The organism is Streptomyces sp. NBC_00285 (genome assembly GCF_036174265.1).
GTDB lineage: Bacteria > Actinomycetota > Actinomycetes > Streptomycetales > Streptomycetaceae > Streptomyces.
This window is the reverse complement of record NZ_CP108055.1, coordinates 2,365,361-2,386,426: the sequence shown is the minus strand read 5'-3', so window position 1 is coordinate 2,386,426 and position 21,066 is coordinate 2,365,361. Positions and strand designations below refer to the sequence as shown.

Annotated in this window: 19 protein-coding genes; 8 read left to right on the top strand and 11 right to left on the bottom strand. The window is 71.1% G+C overall.

Annotated elements, in window-relative coordinates:
• Nucleotides 1-32 precede the first annotated feature (32 nt).
• Together OHT57_RS10880 and OHT57_RS10875 are read right to left on the bottom strand one after the other, a co-directional pair.
• On the bottom strand, nucleotides 33-1,154 hold the full coding sequence (locus OHT57_RS10880; protein ID WP_328745933.1) for a GNAT family N-acetyltransferase: 1,122 nt from the start codon (nucleotides 1,152-1,154) through the stop codon (nucleotides 33-35).
• A 1-nt stretch (nucleotide 1,155) separates the two neighbouring features.
• The gene (locus OHT57_RS10875) at nucleotides 1,156-1,551 is read right to left on the bottom strand and encodes a hypothetical protein (protein WP_328745931.1); all 396 of its coding nucleotides are present in this window, start codon (nucleotides 1,549-1,551) and stop codon (nucleotides 1,156-1,158) included.
• 219 nt (nucleotides 1,552-1,770) lie between these two features.
• Here OHT57_RS10875 and OHT57_RS10870 point away from each other — a divergent pair, with 219 nt between their 5' ends.
• Nucleotides 1,771-2,565 (top strand): SGNH/GDSL hydrolase family protein, encoded by a 795-nt coding sequence (locus OHT57_RS10870; protein ID WP_328745930.1) that lies wholly within the window; start codon nucleotides 1,771-1,773, stop codon nucleotides 2,563-2,565.
• Nucleotides 2,566-2,570: 5 nt separating this feature from the next.
• Here OHT57_RS10870 and OHT57_RS10865 read toward each other — a convergent pair whose 3' ends face one another.
• The 4 genes from OHT57_RS10865 to OHT57_RS10850 all read right to left on the bottom strand — a co-directional run bounded on the left by OHT57_RS10865 (nucleotide 2,571) and on the right by OHT57_RS10850 (nucleotide 9,002).
• On the bottom strand, nucleotides 2,571-4,166 hold the full coding sequence (locus OHT57_RS10865) for a serine/threonine-protein kinase (RefSeq protein ID WP_328745929.1): 1,596 nt from the start codon (nucleotides 4,164-4,166) through the stop codon (nucleotides 2,571-2,573).
• 57 nt (nucleotides 4,167-4,223) lie between these two features.
• Nucleotides 4,224-5,918, bottom strand: a complete 1,695-nt coding sequence (locus OHT57_RS10860) for an urease accessory protein UreH domain-containing protein (protein ID WP_328745928.1) — start codon at nucleotides 5,916-5,918, stop codon at nucleotides 4,224-4,226.
• Complete coding sequence (locus tag OHT57_RS10855) at nucleotides 5,915-7,369, bottom strand: tetratricopeptide repeat protein (protein WP_328745927.1); 1,455 nt, start codon at nucleotides 7,367-7,369, stop codon at nucleotides 5,915-5,917. Before OHT57_RS10855 ends, OHT57_RS10860 begins: the two co-directional genes overlap by 4 nt.
• Before the next feature lie 100 nt (nucleotides 7,370-7,469).
• Nucleotides 7,470-9,002, bottom strand: coding sequence for a DUF4331 domain-containing protein (locus OHT57_RS10850; RefSeq protein ID WP_328745926.1), 1,533 nt, complete (start codon nucleotides 9,000-9,002; stop codon nucleotides 7,470-7,472).
• 207 nt (nucleotides 9,003-9,209) lie between these two features.
• Between OHT57_RS10850 and OHT57_RS10845 the strand changes: the two genes are divergently transcribed.
• The 3 genes from OHT57_RS10845 (at nucleotide 9,210) to OHT57_RS10835 (ending at nucleotide 11,041) form a co-directional block, all read left to right on the top strand.
• Nucleotides 9,210-9,752: a sigma-70 family RNA polymerase sigma factor gene (locus OHT57_RS10845; RefSeq protein WP_328745925.1), complete on the top strand. Its 543-nt coding sequence runs from the start codon at nucleotides 9,210-9,212 to the stop codon at nucleotides 9,750-9,752.
• Nucleotides 9,749-10,648, top strand: a complete 900-nt coding sequence (locus OHT57_RS10840) for an anti-sigma factor (protein WP_328745924.1) — start codon at nucleotides 9,749-9,751, stop codon at nucleotides 10,646-10,648. The genes OHT57_RS10845 and OHT57_RS10840 overlap by 4 nt, the downstream gene beginning before the upstream one ends.
• A 126-nt stretch (nucleotides 10,649-10,774) precedes the next feature.
• Nucleotides 10,775-11,041: a hypothetical protein gene (locus tag OHT57_RS10835; RefSeq protein ID WP_328745923.1), complete on the top strand. Its 267-nt coding sequence runs from the start codon at nucleotides 10,775-10,777 to the stop codon at nucleotides 11,039-11,041.
• A 211-nt stretch (nucleotides 11,042-11,252) separates the two neighbouring features.
• Here OHT57_RS10835 and OHT57_RS10830 read toward each other — a convergent pair whose 3' ends face one another.
• On the bottom strand, nucleotides 11,253-12,035 hold the full coding sequence (locus tag OHT57_RS10830) for an ABC transporter permease (protein ID WP_328745922.1): 783 nt from the start codon (nucleotides 12,033-12,035) through the stop codon (nucleotides 11,253-11,255).
• A complete protein-coding gene (locus OHT57_RS10825; RefSeq protein WP_328745921.1) occupies nucleotides 12,032-12,970 on the bottom strand; it encodes an ATP-binding cassette domain-containing protein in 939 nt (312 codons plus the stop codon). The genes OHT57_RS10830 and OHT57_RS10825 overlap by 4 nt, the downstream gene beginning before the upstream one ends.
• A gap of 63 nt (nucleotides 12,971-13,033) precedes the next feature.
• Between OHT57_RS10825 and OHT57_RS10820 the strand changes: the two genes are divergently transcribed.
• Nucleotides 13,034-13,750, top strand: a complete 717-nt coding sequence (locus tag OHT57_RS10820) for a TetR/AcrR family transcriptional regulator (RefSeq protein WP_328745920.1) — start codon at nucleotides 13,034-13,036, stop codon at nucleotides 13,748-13,750.
• Here OHT57_RS10820 and OHT57_RS10815 read toward each other — a convergent pair.
• The 3 genes from OHT57_RS10815 to hmgA are packed head-to-tail and all read right to left on the bottom strand — an operon-like array spanning nucleotide 13,747 to nucleotide 17,063.
• On the bottom strand, nucleotides 13,747-14,901 hold the full coding sequence (locus OHT57_RS10815) for a type ISP restriction/modification enzyme (RefSeq protein ID WP_328745919.1): 1,155 nt from the start codon (nucleotides 14,899-14,901) through the stop codon (nucleotides 13,747-13,749). The two genes, OHT57_RS10820 and OHT57_RS10815, sit on opposite strands and share 4 nt — an antisense overlap.
• Nucleotides 14,902-14,927: 26 nt before the next feature.
• On the bottom strand, nucleotides 14,928-15,677 hold the full coding sequence (locus OHT57_RS10810; RefSeq protein ID WP_328745918.1) for a GntR family transcriptional regulator: 750 nt from the start codon (nucleotides 15,675-15,677) through the stop codon (nucleotides 14,928-14,930).
• 27 nt (nucleotides 15,678-15,704) lie between these two features.
• Nucleotides 15,705-17,063, bottom strand: coding sequence for a homogentisate 1,2-dioxygenase (gene hmgA, locus OHT57_RS10805; protein ID WP_328745917.1), 1,359 nt, complete (start codon nucleotides 17,061-17,063; stop codon nucleotides 15,705-15,707).
• Nucleotides 17,064-17,238: 175 nt separating this feature from the next.
• On the opposite strand from hmgA, the gene OHT57_RS10800 reads away from it, so the two are divergent.
• The 3 genes from OHT57_RS10800 (at nucleotide 17,239) to OHT57_RS10790 (ending at nucleotide 21,031) form a co-directional block, all read left to right on the top strand.
• Complete coding sequence (locus OHT57_RS10800) at nucleotides 17,239-18,015, top strand: hypothetical protein (protein ID WP_328745916.1); 777 nt, start codon at nucleotides 17,239-17,241, stop codon at nucleotides 18,013-18,015.
• Between the two features lie 64 nt (nucleotides 18,016-18,079).
• Nucleotides 18,080-18,700, top strand: coding sequence for a TetR/AcrR family transcriptional regulator (locus OHT57_RS10795; protein ID WP_328745915.1), 621 nt, complete (start codon nucleotides 18,080-18,082; stop codon nucleotides 18,698-18,700).
• Between the two features lie 93 nt (nucleotides 18,701-18,793).
• Complete coding sequence (locus OHT57_RS10790) at nucleotides 18,794-21,031, top strand: molybdopterin oxidoreductase family protein (protein ID WP_328745913.1); 2,238 nt, start codon at nucleotides 18,794-18,796, stop codon at nucleotides 21,029-21,031.
• The last annotated feature ends 35 nt before the right edge of the window (nucleotides 21,032-21,066 follow it).

Sequence of the window (21,066 nt, the reverse complement as noted above, 5' to 3'; positions counted from 1 at the left end):
TGAACCCCTATGGCAAGACCTGGAACGAGGCCTCACGTTTTTGTTGGTTTGACCGTTACAGACGGAACCGTACGGATCTTTCCCACCTTCTTCAAAAATCTGTCGGCGGGTTCGAACAGCTCCGGCCGCGTCACCACGGCGTTGCGCAGTGCCCGTACCGGAACCCGGCGGACGCGGTGTAGCGCCGCGATCGGGTGCCTACGGGTCACCCACCCCTCCGACACGGTCAGTTCCCGTGTCTTCAGGGAGTCCTTGTACTCCTTGTGGCCCCGGCCCAGATCGAGGTACGCGATGCCGTCGGCGGCGGCCGCCTCGGCCATGCGCAGATGCAGGATCAGGCCCGGCGAGTAGGTCGCGTACTCCGGGTCGTACGCAGGGAACCAGCAGGCCAGCACGCGCTCGGTGCGCAGCCCGAAATGGGCGGCGACCGGCTTCCCGTCGGCGTACAGCACCGACAGGATGCCGGCGAACGAGTCGGAGCGGGTGTGGAACAACTGCCGTACGAGCCCGGAGATCCACTGGTGGGCGAAGCGGTCGCTGCGGCCGGTCCTGCGGTACTGGGCGGACTTCCAGCCCATCAACGTGCGCAGAACGGCCGGATCGCGCTCGTCGTGGACGTAGCGCACCTCGCTCGCGGCGCGGTGCAGCCTGCGCTCCTTGGCGAGGGTGGTCCTGGTGAACTTCGGTGAGCGCTTGCGCAGTTGGGCCAGATACGTCTCGTAGCCCTGGTCCACGTCCAGCACAGGGGAGGGGAAGCCACGGGAGGCGTCCGACTCGAACGGCCCCTGTTCTTCCACCAGATGGTCGAACTCCCACACGGCGAGCCCGCAGGAGCGCAGCAACTCCCTTGCGTCCCAGGTGAATCCGGGCCGGTGCACGAGGCCCTGGGCGTCCGAGATGCCGAGGCCCACGGCCCGGCCGACGCCGGCGGCGGTGCGCTGGTACGGAAGGAACGCGACGGGCTCGTCGCGCTCCCGTACCACCGCGATCCGCACGCCCCGTCTGTACCGGCCCACCGCCAGCGTGAACTCGGGGGACAGGAACGGGTTCGCGAGCCCGGGCGAGCCCTGCAGATGGGCCTTGGACTGCAGGGCCGTCCACGCCGCCCGGTCGGCGGCACTCAACTCGCCGGGGCGGTACACGTCGATGTCCATGTCAGTCGTCCCGGCCCTTCGCCGTACGGCGCCGCGGGACCAGCACCAGCAGCAGGATGAGGGAACTGATCACGGCCATCGCCACGACACCGCCGCGCGCCGACCAGCGATGGGTGGCCAACATGCCCTGCGCGACGAGCATGTTGAGGACGACCGAGCCGGCCAGCGCGGTCAGCGCCCGGGCGAACGGATCGAGGCCGCGCAGCACGGCGGCTATGCCGGCGGCGGGTGCCGCGAGCAGGAAGAACAGCACGAGCGGTGCACGCAGTGGTGAGTCCGAGCCGGTGAGCGCGAGCAGCGCGCCCAGTCCCCCCGTTGCGGTCGCGGCGCCCGCGAACAGCGGTGTGAGGTCTCTGCCCGATTCTCTCGGAGATGTCCTGATACGCGTGAGGTGCATGGGCGACGTTTCCCCCCAGAAAGCGCCGGATGCCGGACTTCAATGTCGCTCAGTGGGGCGGGGGCCGTCAAGACGGGGAGGCCTGTTGCTGGTACGGACTTGGGTGGGACGTGCCTGTCGCGGCGATGCGATCAGCGACGGTTTTGGCATGGACACTTCCCGTCGGTGGGCGCAGTTGCTACGACGGATGTGGCAGAGATCCTGCTAAAGGGAGGTTCCATGAGACGTTCCCGATTTGCCGCTTACGTCGGCTCGCTCCTCCTCGCCCTCGCCGCCGTCCTCACCGGGACGGGCACCGCCCACGCGGCCGAAGGCCCCTATGTGGCCCTGGGGGACTCGTACTCCTCGGGTGTCGGCGCCGGCAGCTACCTCGGCTCCAGCGGTGACTGCAAGCGCAGCACGAAGGCCTACCCCTACCTCTGGGCCGCCGCCCACTCACCCTCGTCGTTCGCCTTCACGGCGTGCTCGGGCGCTCGAACGGGTGATGTTCTGGCGAACCAGCTGACGCCGCTCAGCTCCGCCACCGCCCTCGTCTCGATCAGTGTCGGCGGCAACGACGCGGGCTTTGCCGACGTCATGACGACCTGTGTGCTCCAGTCCGACAGCTCCTGCCTGGCCCGGATCAACACCGCGAAGGGGTACGTCGACTCGACGCTGCCGGGCCAACTGGACAAGGTCTACTCGGCGATCAGCGGCCGGGCCCCCAACGCCCGCGTGGTCGTCCTCGGCTACCCCCACTTCTACAAGCTCGGCGCCACCTGCCTCGGCCTCTCCGAGACCAAGCGGAAGGCGATCAACGGCGCCGCCGACTACCTCGACACCGCGGTCGCCAAGCGCGCCGCGGACCACGGCTTCGCCTGGGGCGACGTCCGCCCCACCTTCACCGGGCACGAACTCTGCTCCGGCAGCGCATGGCTGCACAGCCTCAACCTGCTCAACATCGGTGAGTCGTACCACCCGACCGCGGGCGGCCAGTCCGGCGGCTACCTTCCGGTACTGAACAGCGCGGCCTGACCCCCTCAGGGGGACGAAGTGGGGGAGGCCGCGCCCGTCGGGGTCGGGGTCGGGGTCTCCTTCACGCAGGTCAGGGAGAACGGAACCGAGTTGGACGTCTCGTGGACCGGGTCGCTGACCTCCACGCTGATGACGTCCTCGAACGTACCGCTGTCGTCCTGCGTGGTGATGAACCGCCGGTCCTGTTGTGTCCTGTCACCGCCGGCCGGGAACGTGAGCGTCTTCCAACTGCCGTTCACCGAGCCGTTCTTCGACACCCAGCGGTAGGTCACCGTCGCCGGGAGCCGGCCGACCGTCAACGTGGCCGTGAAGCCGGGTGCCGCCGACTTTCCGGGTGGGCAACTGCCGGAGTAGTCGGTGTTCGTGCCCGCCAGCGAGACGTCCACGGACTGCCGCGGGGGCGCGCTCGTGGTGCTCTCCTGCTGACTGGAGGGCGGGTTCTCCTTGCCGGTCTCGTCCGTGGAGGTGTCGGTCTGCGCGGGTGAACTCACCGACGAGCCGGGGTCCTTGGCGGTGTCCCCGTCCTTGTCGCCGTTGTCCTTGTTCAACAGCGCGTACGTCAGCCCCGCGATCGCCAGCGCGAGGGCCACCACGCCCGCGATCAGCACGAAGCCCGCACGACGGCCCCGGTCCGGGGGCCTGGAGGCGGTGGTGGCGGGAGTGGAGACCGGTGTGGGCGCCGGCCGGTACGGGGTCGTCGCCGGTTCCTGCGGGAAGGGCGCCGCGACGGTCGGGGGATACGGCGCGGCCTGCACGGCGCCCGTGCGGGGGGTGCCTCCGGCGCCGATGATCCGCAGCTCCTGCTCGGCCTGCTCGGCCGGCAGCCGCTCGGCAGGATCCTTGCGCAGCAGGCCCTCGATCACCGGGGCGAGCGGACCGGCCCGGTACGGCGGCGGCAGCTCCTCGTCCACGATCGCGCGCAGGGTGCTCAGCGGGGTGTTCTGCCGGAAGGGGGAATTGCCCTCGACGGCGGCGTACAGCAGCACACCCAGCGACCACAGGTCGGACTCCGGGCCCGGAGTGCGGCCCAGCGCCCGCTCCGGGGCGAGGAACTCGGGGGAGCCGATGACCTCGCCGGTCATCGTCAGCGCCGAACTGCCCTCGACCTGGGCGATGCCGAAGTCGGTGAGCACCACACGGCCGTCGTTCGAGAGCAGTACGTTGGCGGGCTTCACGTCCCGGTGCAGCACCCCGGCCTCGTGTGCGGCCCGTAGCGCGGAGAGCACCTCGGCACCGATGTGCGCGGTTCGCTGCGGACTCAACGGGCCCTCGGCGTCCAGGAGTTCGGCGAGCGAGACGCCCCGCACCAGCTCCATGACGATCCACGGCCGGCCGTCCTCGGTGGCCACGTCGTACACCGTCACCACGTTGCGGTTGGTCACCCGCGCCGCCGCCCACGCCTCGCGTTCGAGGCGGGCGTACATCCGATCGACCTCGTGCGTCGCCAGTCCGTGCGGGGCGCGCACCTCCTTGACGGCGACCTCACGGTGCAGCACCTCGTCGCGGGCGCGCCACACGGTTCCCATGCCGCCCTCGCCGAGCGGGGACAGGAGGCGGTAGCGGCCCGCGATCACTCGTTCACTGCCCGGATCTTCGGACACGGACGTCCCCCACTTCACACTCCGCTCGACTTCGCATGATTTCTCCACAAACGTAGCTCAGCCGAGTGCGGATGCCGCCCCCTTGAGCACCAAACCAGCCCCAAGAGCCACGACGACGAAGGCCGACATCAGCGGTGCGGTCCGGCGCACCAACGCGGTCAGCGGGCTCGCCGCCAGGCGGGGGCGCCGGTCCAGCACCCGTGTGACTCCGCTACCCAGCCTGACGACGACGAATCCGGCCGCGGTCAGAGTCAGGGCGAGCCCGACGCCGTACGCCACGACGAGCAGCAGGCCGAACCAGGCCTGTCCGAGCGCGGCGGCGCCGACGAGTACGACGACGGCGGAGGGGCTGGGTACGAGACCGCCGGCGAAGCCGAGGAGGATCGTGCCGCGGACGGTGGGGGCGACGGCGTGGGTGTGGGTGGAGCCGCCGTGGGTGTGTTCGAGAGCGTCCGAGTGGGGGTGCGGGTGATCGTGGGTGTGTCCGTGTTCGTGCGCGTGGTGGTGACCGTGATCGTGGCTGTGCCCGGGCGTGGGGGAGTGCGTGTGGGCCTTCGCCGTCGCCGGGGCGGCCTCGGTGTGGGCGGCGACCAGGACCAGGGAGCGCTCCTCGACCTTCTCGGCCGCGTGCGGGTGCTCGTGGGTGTGGCCGTCCGGTCCGTGCGGGTGTTCGTGGTCGTGGGTGTGCCCGTGCCCGGGGCCGGCCGGCTGCTGGTGAACGCGGCTGCGCAGGGCCCGTCGCAGCAGGGTGACGCCCGCCGCGGTCACCATCACCCCGCTCGCGATGCCCAGCCAGGCGATCACCGAGGGCGCCGCCGCCGAGCCGGCCGTGACCAGCAGGCCCAGGGCGACCACGCCCAGGGTGTGGGTGATCGTCACGGAGGCGGCCAGGGGCAGGACGTCCTTCATCCGGGCCTTGCCGCCGCGGGCCGCGGCCACCGCGGCCATCAGCGTCTTGCCGTGGCCCGGGGCGAGCGCGTGCATCGCACCCAGGACGACGGCGATGAGCAGGGCGAGCGCGGCGAAACCGACGGTGAGGTCGTGGCGGGCGACCAGGGAGTCCAGGGCACGGGTCCAGCGGTCCGCGCCGCGCGGCAGGACCGAGGCGGCCGGGGCGTCCGACCGCGCCTCGGTGAGCGCCGGTCCACCGGGCCGCACACGCAGGGAGGCGGTCACGGTGTCGGCGGGTGAGGAGAGCAACTCCGTCGGGTACGTGGTGAGTTCGTCCGAGACCGACTTCGTGGGCACGTCCGACTTGGCGAGCGTCATCCGGTCGCCGCGCGCGGTGATCTCGCGCCAGCCGGGGCCGGAGTCGGTGCCCGCGCTGTGGAAACCGAGGGTCACGGTGGCGTCCTCGGGCACCGGGGCGGTCAGCCGGCACTCCACGCGGAGGGTGTTGAGCCCGGCCTGACCGGGACGCAGGCGCGCGTGACTGCTCTTGGCGGTGAGGACGACGGTACGGCCGTCGACGGTGACCTTGCCGCCCTCGGCCGCCTTCTGGCAGCGCTGTGCGGCCCACTCGGTCATGCCGAGCTTCTCGATGTCCGGCTTGGCCTGGGTGGCCGGGATCTCGGCGAGGTCCTCGACGTGGTCGACGCGGAGTTCACCGCGGGCGGCGACGAGACCGTCGTAGCGATTGACGGTGAAGTTGCCGAGGGGGTGTGCGCTCGCGCTGCTGGAAGGGAGCAGCGCGAGCGCACAGGCCGCCGTCAGGACGGCCGTGACGGACGCGAACAGACGGCGGGGCCTCACTTGGACGCCCCCTTGAGAGCCTTGCGGGCCTCACGGGCGCCGAGGGGGGAGAAACCGGGGTTGAGCTTCAGGGCGGAGGCGAGATGGCTCCGGCCTTCCTTCCGGTCACCCGCGGCGAGTTCGATGATGCCGCGGTGGTAGAGGAAGGAGGCGTTGCGATAGCCGGTGGCGGTGGCCTGCCGGGTGTAGGGCAGGGCCTCCTTGTCACGGCCGTTCACGTGCAGGGCCCAGGCCAGGGCGTCCGCGGTGTGCACGGTGTGCCGGCGGGCCCACTCGGCGCGGGCGGCCTTCAGAGCGGAGGCCTTGTCGCCGTGGTCGGCGGCGGCGAGCGCGGTGTCGAGGTCGGCGTTGACGCCGTTGGCCCGGGCGAGGGCGATCCAGGCGTCCACGAGGGCGTACTGGTCCTGGGCCTTCGCCTTGTCGCCGTCGCCGCCCCGGTCCTCGTACAGCTCCCCGAGCTCGACGAGCGGCCCGGGCAGCGGATAGCGGGCCACGACGTCCTCCATGCCCTTGATCGCGGCGGCCCGGTCCCCGCTCGCCGCCTGGGCGCGGGCCCTGCCCTCCAGCGCGGGGAGGTAGGTGTCGTCGGCGGCGAGGGCGCGGGCGTAGTCGGTCAGGGCCGTCTTGTAGTCGCCCTGGTTCCAGGCGAGTTGGCCCAGGGCGCCGGCCACATAGGCGATGTCGCCCGGCGTGGACGCCGTGGACAGCGCCTGCTCCAGGACGCTGCGGGCGGTGCGGACGTCGCCACGCAGCTCGTGGACATAGGCGTAGCGGGTGAACACCGGGATGCCGGGCCGCAGTTCGTCCGCGAGGTCGGCCGCCTTGGACGCCTCGTCGTAGCGGCCGAGTTCGACGAGGGCGTCGATGCGGGAGGAGAGGGCCCGCTCGCTGTAGGGGTTCTCCTTCAAGGTCCTGTCGGCGTAGGCGAGGGCGTCCTTGAAGTCGTGCCGGGCGGCGGCGAGCGCGGCGAGACCGGTGAGTGCCTGCTCGTTGCCCGCCGACAACTTCAGTGACTTCTTCAGCACTTGCTGGGCCTGCCGGTACCGCGAGGGGTCGCCCTTCGTCCGGGCCTGCTCCACGTAGGCCAGCCCAAGGCCGGCCCAGCCGCCGAAGTCCTTGGGCTGGCTGCGCAGATGGGCCTGGAGCGCGCGGATGCTCGCGTCGAGATCACCGGCGGCCATCAGTCCGGGGGAGACGGCCGAGGACGAACTGGCGACGGTGGCGGTGCCGCCGTCCCGCAGCGCCCCGAAGGCGATCGACCCGCCGGTCAGAGCCACGGCCAACAGGGCCGCGCACCCGGCGAGTTGAGCGGCCCGCCACCGCCGTCCGGTCTCGGAGACCCGCCGCACGGACGTGACCTTCTCCTCGTCGACAGGGACGGAGGGCGCCTCGGTCTCCGACGACCCGTCGTGTTCACCCTGCGCCGCGCTGTCGGTCGTAGACCCGGACATGGCCCTCTCCTGATTCGTTCGTGTTCGTGTGTCGCGGCGCGGCCCGCACGGTGGGGGGACGAGTTCGTGCGGGCCGCGCCAGTGGGGGTGGAGAGGTGGCCTAGTAGGCGCGCTCTCGCATCCGGCGCCACCACATGAGGGCCGCCCCGATGAGCGCGATACCGGCGGCACCGCCACCCGCGGACGCGGCGATCAGCGTCATGTTGTCCGATCCGGAGGACCCGGCCGGGGACAGCGCGTCGCCGAGCTGGTTACGGACGTCGTTCCCGCCGCTCGTCCCCTTCGCCAGCGGCCCACGGGAACCCTCGGTCGGCAGCGCCACGTACGGGAAGGACTTCTCGAAGTCCTTGTCGTTCTTGTCGACCGCGTCACCGAGGTCGTTCTTGGACCCGACCAGCTCACCCTCGACGACCTGCAGCGAGGCGTCGATCACGTCGTCGGTGAGCCGGCGCCCGTTCGGGAACCCGGCGTTGTCGCCATCAAGCACACCGAGCCGCTTCGGAGAATCGGTGGGCTTGATGGACGTGTTGAGGCGCAACTCCTCCGCGGGAGTCACGTAGGGGGGCTGGTTCAGCCCCTTCACACCCTTGAGGAAGACGTCCACGAGGTCGTTGCGCGGCTCCTTCGGGGCGGGGATCTTGTAGATCGCCTCGATGAGCTTGGGCAGTTCGGGGTTGGTCACGTTCTTCAGGAACTGCGCGTCGTCCTTGGGCGAGGACGCGTTGAACTTGTCCTTGTCCTTGAGCGGGTTGACGACCTCGTTCACCAGCGGGTTGCCGAGGCGTGAGACCTGGGAGTAGTAGCCCTGCGCGTTCTTGCGCTGGGTCGTCGACCAGATGCCCACGATCGGCTGGTGCGACGACTCGGCGATCAGCTCGGTCGGGACCTGCAGGGCGATCGAGTTGACGTTGTAGCCCTTGAGCGTGTCGTTGCCGACCTCGCTGAGGTTCCCGCCGTACAGCAGGTCGAAGACCCGCAGGTCCGCGAAGAACGGGTCGTCGGCCTGGCCGGCGAACGCCGTCGAGTCGCCGGGAAGCTTGTAGACCGCCTGGTCGCGCAGCTTCTCGTAGTTCGGCATGGACGCCTTGCCGACGTTCGACGGCGCCACCGGGATGTCGTCGGCGACCTTCGTCTTGTACTCGACCTTGCCGTGCTTCAGCCGGAAGAGCTCGATGTCGTACGTCTGCGTGACGTTCAGGTCGGGGTCGTCGAGGCTCTCGACCACGCCGGTGTTGTACAGGAACGACTTCTTGTTCTTGACGTGCGTCTTGAAGGTGAAGCGGTACAGCAGGTCGTCCCGTGCATCACCGTTGTTGTCGATGTGGAGGTCGTACTGCGCGTCCTCGGCGAACTGGTAGAAGTTCGGGCCGCCGCCGGGCTCCTCGAAGGGGATCCAGTTGGCGACGATCGTCGTCGAGTCGGGCTTGTCCGGGCTGACGAACGCGTACACGTCCGTGTTGTCGTACTGCGGCTGCCCCGAGATCAGGGGTGCCTCCCGGTGACTGGAGGCGGAGGCCGCCCCGGGTTCCAGCGTGGCCACACCGGCGGCTACGAGCCCCCCGGTGGCCAGCGCGCCACAGATGAGGGTCGCGATGCTGCCGCGTCCCGAGCCGCTCCTGGAGATAGGTGTCATGCCGTCCGTCCTCAGTCCAACTTGCCTGACGCTCGGTGATTCGGAGCGGTGGGCGGGCCGGATTGGTCGAATCTCAAAACTTCTTTTCTGCTGCTCGACCCGCACTTTCGGCCTTCTCATCCGTAACCCCATCCGGAGGTGTGTTCGTTGCGAGTACCACGTGGGACGGGACAGCCCAGGTGCGGTTTTGCGGGAGGGGGCGACGAGTTGGAGGCGGACGAGCTTCTGGTGCTCGTGGCAGGCGGGGACCAGAGGGCATTCGAGGAGCTCTACGGGTTCGTGGCCGGGCCCGTCTTCGGACTCGTACGCCGGGTGGTGCGTGATCAGGCGCAGTCCGAGGAGGTGTCACAGGAAGTGCTGCTCGAACTCTGGCGGTCCGCCGCGCGGTTCGACCCCCGCAAGGGCAGCGCGATGTCCTGGATCCTCACCCTCGCGCACCGCCGCGCCGTCGACCGGGTGCGCAGTGCCCGTGCCGCGGGCGAGCGTGAGCAGCGGGAGGCGAACCGGGCCCACCCCCCTGCCTTCGACCACGTGACCGAGGAGGTCGAGGCGGGCCTCGAACGCGAGTGGGTGCGCCGGTGCCTGGAGCGGCTCACCGAACTCCAGCGACAGTCCGTCACCCTCGCCTACTACGACGGCTACACGTACCGTGAAGTGGCCGAGCGGCTCTCCTTGCCGCTGGGTACGGTGAAGACGCGGATGCGCGACGGGCTGACCCGGCTGCGCGAGTGCTTGGGAGGTGTCGCATGAGTCTGAGTGACCGGTTCCGCAGCGAGGACCTCCATTCCCTGGCGGCTCCCTACGCGCTCGACGCGCTGGAGCCCGCCGAGCGGATCCGTTTCGAGCGGCACCTGGGAGGCTGCGACAGCTGTCCCGCCGAGGTGCGGGTGCTGTCCGAGGACGCGGTACGGCTCGCCTGGTCCGCGGCGGCCCCGGCGCCGCCCGCGATGCGCGACCGGGTGCTGGCCGCCGTGCGAGCAACCGCGCAGGAGCCCGTCTCGCTCCGGGAACCGGGCCCGCACCACGGGTTCGACCGGCAGCGGGAGCCGGTGCGGCCGCGCGAGGCCGACCGGCACCGAGGGCCCGCACGGCAGCGGGGACCGGGACGTGCGCGCAAGTCGCAGTTGCCGGCCCACGTGTGGGGGACCCAGCCACTTCCCAGGCAGCGGCGGCGGCCCCTGTTCGTGCCCTTCGCGACGGCCACGGCCGCCGCTGCGCTCGCCGTCGCCTCCCTGTTCGCCGTCCAGGCCAACCGGACCCAGGGCGAACTGGACGCGCAGAAAGCCCAGGCCAGTGAGATCGCCCACGTTCTGCAGGCTTCGGACGCGCTCGCGACCCGTGGCCAGGACGCACAGGGCCGCATCATCGGAGTGATCGCTTCCGCATCGGAGGGGCGCGCGGTCGTCACCCTGAGCGGGTACAGCGCGCCCCCGAGCGGCCGCGTGCGCCAGTTGTGGCTCATGCGCCCGGGCGAGCAACCGCGCTCCCTGGGGCTCTTCGCCACCGACACGCCCTTGGTCGCGACCGGACTCGACAAGTCCGCAACATCACTGGCTGTGACGGTCGAGCCCGGCGGGGGCTCACCGCAGCCCACTACCCAGCCGGTTGTCCAACTCGCCCTGAAATCGGTTGGATTCGGAGAGTAATCAAAGAGGGGTCGTCAACGCCCTTATGGGGAAGGTGAATCCTGTGAGGCCGATACACGAGTGCCCCGACGGGGCGATAGGGTTAACCTGCCCGGGCCGGGTGGACTCGTACGGGTGGGGAGTGACATGGAACAGATAGCAGTACGCAGGGCGAGGGTTCCTGCGATCACCTGCGGGAGCAGCGCGACCAGTTCGCGCCTCGACCGTCATCTCTCGGTGCTGTCGGGACCTGCTGTCCCGCAGCGAGAGGCGGCCGAGGCGACGTTGCTGATGCGTGAGCTGACCGCGCGTGACACCACCAAGCAGCGCAGCGACAGGGGAGTGCGCGTACGCCGCGTCTCGCTGTTCGCGCCGCTGCGTCGACTGACCCGTTCGCTGTTCGGCGGCCGCTGAGCCGTACCGGCCCTCCGGGGTCACGGTTCAGAGGTTCCCGACCCGCGCTCGGCGGTCGTGCCATCCCGGCGTCCCGCTGCGCTCCCGTCCGTCATCCCCACGGCATGCAGCGGCGCCAGGTGGATTCGCCGAGTGCGGGACACGTCCCCGGCTCACCCCACCCCACCCGTAACACCCCTGCCCTGTACGTGCGTTGAGTCCGGTGGCGTGATCAGCCCCGGCCGCGCCCGTACCGGCGTACGGCCAGCGGTGCGAAGACCGCGAGCAGCACCGCGCACCACATCAGCGACCCGGCGATCGGATGGGCCACCGGCCAGGCGGCGCCCTCCGGCACGGGCGCGTTCCCGAACAGGTCCCGCAGGGCCGTGGTCACCGCGCTGATCGGGTTCCACTCGGCGAGCGTGCGCAGCCAGCCGGGCAGACCCTCGGTCGGGATGTACGCGTTGGACAGCAGCGGCAGGATGAACGTCGCGCCGCCCAGCTGACCCGCGGCCTCCTCGCTCCCGGTGAGCAGGCCGAGGAAGATGCCGATCCAGGTGGTCGCGAACCGGAACATCAGCAACAGCCCGACGGCGCCCGCCGCGTGGAGCGCGGACCCCTCGACGCGCCAGCCCACCGCGAGCCCCACCAGCAGGAGCGGCACCATGCCGACTGCTGTCACCGCCACGTCCGCGACCGACTGCCCCAGGGGTACGGCCGCCCGGCTGATCGGCAGAGTGCGCAGCCGGTCCGTCACGCCCCGGTGGACGTCCTGGGCCGCCTGGAACATCCCGGTCATGATCCCGTTCGCCGCCGTCGCCACCAGCAGTCCCGGCACCAGGAAGGACCGGTACTCCGCGCCTGGCATCGCCAGCGCGCTGCCGAAGACATAGCCGAAGAACAGCAGCATCGTGATCGGCATGGTCTGGGTCAGGATCAGCAGTCCCGGGTTGTTCCGGACCCGCCGCAGCTGACGGCCCACCATCGCCGTGCCGTCGTAGGCCAACGTGCTCATGCCGCACGCTCCTTCGTGAGTCGCAGGAAGACGTCGTCGAGGGTCGGCGGCCGGATGCTCGCGTCCAGCAACGGCACGCCGGCCATGTCCAGTTCGCGCACCAGACGGGGCAGTGTGAGTGTGGTGTCCCGGGTGACCGCGCCGACCGAGTTGCGCTCGTGGTCGAACGACGGTTCCCCGCCGGTGAGTTGATCGAGCACGCCGGCCGCCTTCACCAGGATGTCCGCGTCCGCGACGACGATCTCGACGTGTGCCCCGATCAGCGCCTTCAGCTGGGACGGTGAACCCGTGTGCGCGACCCGGCCCTTGTCCACCAGGGCGATGTCGTGGGCGAGCCGGTCGGCCTCCTCCAGGTACTGCGTGGTCAGCAGTACGGTCGTGCCGTCCGCGGTGAGATCGCGCACGGCGTCCCAGATCAGGTTGCGGCTGGCCGGGTCGAGCCCGGTCGTCGGCTCGTCGAGGAACAGGACCTCGGGGCGGCGGATCAGGCTCGCGGCCAGGTCGAGGCGGCGACGCATGCCGCCCGAGTAGGTGGATGCGGGCCGGTCGGCGGCGTCGGCCAGCCCGAAGCGGTCGAGCAGCTCGGCGGCCCGTTCGGCCGGCCCCCGCACCCGGTGCAGCCGGGCGAACAGCCGGAGGTTCTGCCGTCCGGTGAGGTCCCCGTCGACCGACGCGTCCTGCCCGGTCACGGAGATGGCCCGGCGTACCGCCGCGGGCTCCCGGACGAGGTCGTGCCCGGCGACCCGAGCGGAACCGGCGTCCGGCCGCAGCAACGTCGTGAGCAGCCGTACGGCCGTGGTCTTGCCCGCGCCGTTGGGGCCGAGGATGCCGCAGACCGTGCCCGGGGCGACCGCGAGATCCAGCCCGCGCAGGGCATGGACCTTCCCGAAGCGCTTCTCCAGACCTTCACTAAGTACAGCGTACGTAGAAGTCATGGGGTGACCATAGCGCACTACGTACGCTGTACGTAACTAGGATGGTGGCCGAGGTGATGACCGATGGCAGGCCGAGCGGCCGTACCCGAAGTGATCTGGGCGCGTCCCGAGCGGACGGGGCGTGGTCCGAGGCCCGCGCTCACGCGGGCCGACATCGCGGCCGCGGCGGTGCGGCTCGCCGACGCCGGTGGGCTGGAGGCCGTGTCCATGCGGCACATCGCGGCCGAACTGGGCTGCGGAACGATGTCGCTGTACAACTACGTCCCCCGTAAGGAGGACCTGTACGAGCTGATGATTGACGCGATCGGTGCCGAGCACGACATCCCCGAGCCCACGGGCGACTGGCGCGCCGACATGATCCGCAACGCGGAGGAGACCCGCGCCATCATGCGCCGGCACACCTGGGTGCCGCGTCTGATGTCGGGGGTCTACGGCTTCAGCCCCAACTCACTGCGGTACCTGGAGCACTGCCTGGACTGTCTCGAACCGCTCGCCGTTCCGTACGGCGTGAAGATGGAGCTGGTCGCCCTGCTCAACGGCGTCGTCACGACGTACACGGCCAACGAGATCGCCACCACCGAACGTACCCGTTCCATGCCCTGGTCCGAGGAGGAGGAGAACGCGGTCCGGATCGCCTACCTGGGCGGTCAGGTGGCCACCGGCGCGTATCCGCGGCTGGCCGCGGCCTTCATGGAGGACAGCGGGCCGATCGATCTGGAGGCGGTGTTCGTGCGGGCACTGGAACGGGTGCTGGACGCCTTCGACCCGGGCCCGCGTTAGATCAGCGCGAGCTGCCCCTCCGGCCCCTCCTCGTGGCCGTCCAGGACCGACGCCGGCCGGCGTGCCGGCTCCGGCACCGGGAGCACGCCCGCCCCGCGCAGGTCGGCCGCCGTGATCCGGGACGTCAACTCGTCCCACGGGGGCTGGAGTTCCGCCAGCAGGGCCAGCGCGGCGATCAGCTCCAGCAGCTCCGACGTCCACGTCTGCGGCCAGGTCGCCGGGCGGATCGCCGCCAGGGTGCCGGGTTCGGGCTCCGTGACCCGGGCCGTGAACCACTGCTCCAGGACCCGCACGCCGGCCACCTCGAAGTCCCAGGCCTCGGGTGGTACCGGCGAGATGCGGCCCTCGTCCAGGAGCAGGGCCTCCTCGTTGCGGTCGTAGGCCAGGAGCACCGGGCGCGAGGGGAGCGGCGCGCGGACGTAGGGACGGCGGCCTCCGGGCAGCTTCGGGCGGTCGCCGTGCCGTCGCATCAGCCAGAGGGTGCGGCGGCCCCACTCGACGCCGCGGGACCAGAGTCCGGGGTCGTCGGTGAGCGGGACGGTGAGGTCGGGGCGGACCGCCGCCAGGATCCAGCCGAGGACGTCCGGGGGTGCCACCTCGATTCCGAGCCGGGTCCGCAGGTGCTCCAGCAGGCCCGGGGACAGGTTCGGTTCCGTGCCGCCCGGGCGCCGGTACAGCGGGCGGATCCGGCCGGGCCGCAGCAGCGGGAGCACGGAGGTCGCGAAGAGCCGGGCGCCCTGCGCGTTCGCGGGCGTCTCCACCACGAACACCTGGTCGTCGTCGGCGACCCGCCACAACTCGGGCCGGGCCGCGTCGATCAGCCGGTGGTCCGGGATCAGCCACTGCTCGTCGAAGGGCGCGTGCAGGACCCGTACCGGCTCCGGGCAGGGGCCTGAAGCGCGCGCGAGCCTCTCCGTGCCGCCCGTCCGCCCAGGCAGCTGCCCGACCGCCGAGCGCAGGGTGCGCGAGCGCGTCGGCTCGAACAGGGCCTCCCGGTCGGGACCCTCGGCCTTCAGCAGGGCGTCCCAGCGGGCTTTCAGGGAGGCCGCGTCGGGGCCCGTCGGCCACCCCCGGCCGAGCCGCGGCGGTGCGACGGACCACGGCATGAGGTCCGCCAGCGGCGGAGCGTCGTCGTGCGTCACGCTGGGCATCGTACGACCAGTGACGGACAGTGGGTTCATGTGGCGTCCAGAGTCACCGTGAAGGAGAACCGGTCCCCCCGGTAGTGGATCACCGCCGCGTCCAGCACCCGGCCGTCCGGGTCGTAGGTGACTCCGGTGTAGTGCAGGATCGGGCTGAGCAGCGGGACTTGGAGCAGACGCGCGGTCTCCGGGTCCGCCAGCCGCGCCTCCACGGTGTCCGTGATGCGGCTGATGTCCGCGCCGACGACGTCCTTGAGCACCTTCGTCATCGGCCAGCGCAGCAGGTCGGACGGGTCGATGCGGGCCGCGAGTTCGGGCCGGACGTAGTTGCGGGCGTGGTTGGTCGGCTCGCCCGTCCGCTCGTCGCAGCGCAGCCGGTGGTACGTCGCCACCTCGTCGAACTCCGGGAAGTACTCGGCGAGTTCGGTCGGCACGGACGACTTGCCGTGCTCCAGCAGTTCGGTCGTCATGCCGGACTGCTGGGCCACGATCGCGTCCACCGAGCCGAGCAGCCGGACCGGGGCGCCCCGGCGGGCGTCCGGCTCGATGAAGGTGCCCCGGCGGCGGTGCCGGGTGATCAGCCCCTCGTCCTCCAGCTCCTTGAGCGCCTGCCGCATGGTCAGCACGCTCACGCCGTAGTGCCCCGCCAGTTGTTCCTCGGTGGGCAGGCGGAGGGGGTCCTGGGGTGAGCGGCCGAGTATCGAGGCGCGCAGGGACTGCGACACCTGGTACCAGAGCGGCAGCTTGCGGTTCAGGACGATCGAGTCCGGAGCGAAGGAGGTCACGGGCTATCCGTACCTTCCGCGGATCGGTCAGTGCAACGGGCGGAAGTGACGTTCGAGGCCCCGCCACACGTCGTCGTAGTGCGGTTGGAGGTGGTCAGCCCGGGCCGCGTGCGCGGTGAGCGTCACCGGCCACCGCGTCTCGAACATGAAGGCGAGGCCGTCGTCCACCTTCTGCGGCTTGAGTTCGGCCGCGCTCGCCCTGTCGAACGTCTCCCGGTCGGGTCCGTGCGCCGACATCATGTTGTGCAGGGAACCGCCGCCCGGCACGAAACCCTGCGCCTTCGCGTCGTAGGCGCCCTCGATCAGGCCCATGTACTCGCTCATCACGTTCCGGTGGAAGTACGGCGGCCGGAAGGTGTCCTCGCCGACCAGCCAGCGTGGCGCGAACACCACGAAGTCGACGCCGGCCAGGCCCGGGGTGTCCGACGGGGACGTCAGCACGGTGAAGATCGACGGGTCGGGGTGGTCGTAGGAGACGCTGCCGATGACGTTGAAGCGGCGCAGGTCGTAGACGTACGGCACATGGTTGCCGTGCCAGGCGACGACGTCGAGCGGTGAGTGGTCGTAGGTCGCCGTCCAGAGGTTGCCGCAGAACTTGTTGACCACCTCCACCGGCCCCTCGACGTCCTCGTAGGCGGCGACGGGGGCCCGGAAGTCGCGGGCGTTGGCCAGGCCGTTGGCGCCGATCGGGCCGAGGTCGGGGAGCTGGAAGGGCGCCCCGTAGTTCTCGCACACATAACCGCGGGCGGAATCGCTGAGCAGCTCCACACGGAACCGCACCCCACGAGGGATCAGCGCCACATGTCCCGGCTCCACATGCAGCAGCCCGAACTCCGTGCGCAGCAGCAGCCCGCCGCGCTCCGGGACGATCAGCAGCTCGCCGTCGGCGTCACTGAAGACGCGGTCCATCGAGTCGGTGGCGTGGTAGAGGTGCACGGCCATGCCGGTGCGCTGGGTGACGTCGCCGTTGCCGCCGAGGGTCCACAGGCCGGCGAGGAAGTCCGTGCCCTCCGTGGGCTGCGGCAGCGGGTCCCAGCGCAGCCTGTTCGGGTCCGGGACCGACTCCGTGAAGGGGGCGGTGCGGATCCGGCCGTTGTGGGTGTGCGTGAACGCCGGGTGCGCGGCCGACGGACGGATCCGGTACAGCCACGAGCGGCGGTTGTGGGCGCGGGGCTCCGTGAACGCCGAGCCGCTGAGCTGCTCCGCGTACAGGCCGAGGGGGGCGCGCTGCGGGGCGTTGCGGCCCTCGGGCAGGGCGCCGGGGACGGCTTCCGACGCGTGTTCGTTGCCGAAGCCGGAGAGGTGGGCCAGGCCCTCGGCGGTCTTCCGCGCGTTCCCGCGCGCGTCGGCCGCGTCCCCGCCCGAGGTCGTTGCGTCCCCGCTCATGGTCGCTCCCTTGCGGTCTGATTCCTATGCATCACCGTAGGATTGCGGTTGCCGTGGCGCAAGAGGGGTCGTTCCGTGGAACCGATTTCCCGTCCGTGACCTCCTCAGGGAGGAGGACCGGAACCAGACCCCAGGGGGATTCGCGGTGTCGTACCCGTGTTCTAGGCTCCCGGGCATGTCGTGGACGCGGGGACTCCTTGCCGTGCTCGCGGTCTGTGTCCTGCTGGTGACCGGATCCGTGAGCTGTGGCACCAGTGGGGCACAGGACCACAAGGACGGCCAGTCGGTCTCACCGGTGGGCAAGGTCCTCGGCAACACCGACCACGAGGGGCGGCACTACCGCGAGGTGGACCAGGGGAGCGCCCCCGACGTCGGCATAGAGGTGCAGCCGGGCACGGACGACTGCTGGTCCGTGCGCCTGGACGTCGAGAACTTCGTCTTCTCGCCCACCGGTACGACGTCCAGGGCGGTCTCCGGCCACGGCGTGGCCGTCCTCTTCGTGGACGGCCACCCCGTCACCACCCTGCGCACCCCCGCCTACCGACTCGACGCCGGGTACGTCCCCCAGGGCACCCACAAGGTCACCGCCCGGCTGTACGCCGACGACGGCACCGTGTGGGCCGTGGACGGCGACCCGATCGAGAGCACGGCGGACGTCACGGCCTCGGAGCCACGATCTACGGCTAACACGGCTACGGCTGGCACGGACGGCGGCTCGGAGTCGCAGAGCATGACCGGCGCGGGCGGCGACGGCACGCAGTCACAACTCACGACCAGTGCGGGTGCCGGCGGATCGGAGCCGCAACTCAGGACGGCCGCGGGTGTCGGCGGCACGCAGCTGGACAGCATGACCGGCGCGGGCGGCCGTGCCTCCCAGTCGCGCAGCATGACCAGTACCGGCAGCGGCGCCTCGGAAGTGCAGGCCGCGGCGAGTACCGGCGGTGGCCGGTGACTGCCCCAGGGTCCCGGCCCCGTACCAGGTGGCAGGGTTCACCGGACCACGGCGGAAAGGCATCATGAAGCCCGTGCCCCAAGCGACCTCGCTTCGCCGCGCCCCCGTGCAGCGGCGCAGTGCCGAACGGCTGACCAGGATTCTCGACGCCTGCGCCGACCTTCTGGACGAGGTCGGCTACGACACCCTGAGCACGCGGGCCGTCGCACTGCGCGCCGGCGTGCCCATCGGCTCGGTCTACCGTTTCTTCGGCAACAAGCGGCAGATGGTCGACGCCCTCGCCCAGCGCAACCTGGAACGCTTCACGGTCCGCGTCACCGACCGCCTCGCGGAGTCGGGCGAGGGAGGCGGCTGGCGTATGGCGATGGACGTCGTGCTCGACGAGTACCTCGCCATGAAGCGCACCGCGCCCGGCTTCTCCCTCGTCGACTTCGGCAACCAGATCCCCGTCGGCGCCCGCCACGCGGAACCCAACCACCGTGTCGCCGACCGGCTCACCCAGCTTCTCTCCGGCTATCTCTCCCGCGAACCGGACGACGACCTGCGCCGCACCTTCCTGATCGCCGTGGAGACCGCGGACACCCTGGTGCACCTGGCCTTCCGGATGGCGCCGGACGGTGACGAGCAGATCATCCAGGAGGCACGGGAGATGCTGCGGGCGTATCTCGCGCGGGTGCTTGACTGACGCTCCCGCGGAATTCGCCGGACAAGGCCTCCCCACCGTTCATACCGGTCGGTATGCTCATCCGGACAGGCACCGCTGCCCCCAGGAGGACCCGTGTCCCGCACCGCCCTGCGAATCTGTCCCCTGTGCGAGGCCACCTGCGGGCTGACCCTCACCATCGAGGGAACCCGCGTCACCGGGGCCCGCGGGGACCGTGACGACGTGTTCAGCAAGGGGTTCATCTGCCCGAAGGGGGCCGCCTTCGGGGCCCTCGACGGGGACCCCGACCGGCTGCGCACCCCCCTCGTGCGACGCGACGGCGAGCTGTGCGAGGCCACCTGGGACGAGGCCTTCGACGCGGTCGCCGCCGGGATCAGGGCGGTCGTCGACGGCCACGGAGCGAACTCCGTCGGGGTCGTCCTCGGCAACCCCAACGTCCACACCATGGCCGGCGCCCTCTACCCGACGGTGCTGCTCGCCGGGCTCGGCACCCGGAGCATCTTCACCGCGTCCACCGTCGACCAGATGCCCAAGCACGTCTCCAGCGGGCTGTTGTACGGCGACGCCAACGCCATCCCGGTGCCCGACCTCGACCACACCGACCATCTGCTGCTCATCGGCGCCAACCCCCTGGAATCCAACGGGAGTCTGTGCACCGCCCCCGACTTCCCCGGCAAGCTCAAGGCGCTGAAGGCCCGCGGTGGCACCCTCACCGTCATCGACCCCCGCCGCACCCGCACCGCGAGGCTCGCCGACCGCCACATCGCCGTCCGGCCCGGCACCGACGCACTGCTCCTCGCGGCGATGGCCCACGTGCTCTTCGAGGAAGGCCTCGTGGACCCGGGGGAGTTGGCCCCGCATCTCCAGGGGCTCGACGAACTCCGCGAAGCCGTGGGGGACTTCCCCCCCGAGGCCGTAGCCGCCGCCTGTGACGTGGACGCCGGGGTGACACGCACCCTCGCCCGCGAACTCGCCGCAGCCCCGACGGCCGCCGTATACGGCCGGATCGGCAGCTGCACCGTCCCGCACGGCACCCTGGCGAGCTGGCTCGTCGACGTGCTCAACATCCTCACCGGCAACCTCGACCGGCCCGGCGGCGCCCTCTTCCCCCAGGCGGCCACCGACCGGACACCCCGTCCCGCCGGACCCGGTCACGGGTTCGCCCTCGGGCGCTGGCACTCCCGGGTGAGCCGACACCCCGAGGCCAAGGGGGAGTTGCCGCTCTCCGCGCTCGCCGAGGAGATCGACACCGCGACCGCGGAGGGCGAGCCGGTCCGGGCGCTCATCGCCGTCGCCGCCAACCCCGTGCTCTCCGCCCCCGACGGCGACCGGCTCGACAAGGCGCTCGGTTCGCTCGACTTCATGGTCAGCGTGGACCCGTACCTCAACGAGACCTCGCGCCACGCCCACGTCGTACTGCCGCCGCCCCCGCCCTCCCAGAGCCCGCACCACGACTTCGCGTTCAACACCCTCGCCGTACGCAACCAGGTCCGGTACACCCGCCCCGCCGTCCCGCTGGAGCCCGGCCGGATGGCGGAGACGGAGATCTTCGCCCGGCTTATCCTCGCCGCGACCGGCATGCACGGCGCCGCCCCGTCCGCCGTGGACGACCTGGTCATCGGCCAGACCCTCGGCAAGGCGGTCAAGGAGCCCCACTCTCCCGTGCACGGCCGCGACCCCCGCGACCTCACCACCGAACTGGGCGGCGACACCGGCCCCGAGCGGCGGCTCGACATGATGCTGCGCCTCGGCCCCTACGGCGACGGCTTCGGCGTACGGCCGGACGGCCTGAGCCTGACGAAGCTGCTCGCGCATCTGCACGGCATCGACCTCGGGCCGCTGGGGTCCCGGCTGCCGCAGCCCCTGAAGACCAGGAGCGGCAGGGTCGAGCTGCTGCCGCAGCCGATCGCGGACGATCTGCCCAGGCTGCGTGAGGCTCTGCGGCACCGGGCCGACGGCCTGGTCCTCATCGGCCGCCGGCACCTCCGCTCCAACAACAGCTGGATGCACAACGTCCCCGCGCTCACCGGCGGCACCAACCGCTGCACCCTGCACATCCATCCCGAGGACGCCGAGCGGCTCGGCCTGACGGACGGCGCCCCGGTGCGGATCAAGGGCGCCGGGGGCGAGGTGGTCACCGAGGCGGAACTCACCGACGTCGTACGCCCCGGCGTGGTCAGCCTGCCGCACGGCTGGGGTCACGACCGTCCCGGGAGCCGGCTCGGCCACGCCGCCAAGGACCCCGGCGTCAACGTCAACCAGCTCCTCGACGGCAGCCTGCTCGACCCGCTCTCGGGCAACGCGGTCCTCAACGGCGTACCCGTGGAACTTGCCGCCGTCCTGGCCCTGTGAGCAGTGCAAAGCTGTGACCAGCAGTTTTGCGCTTA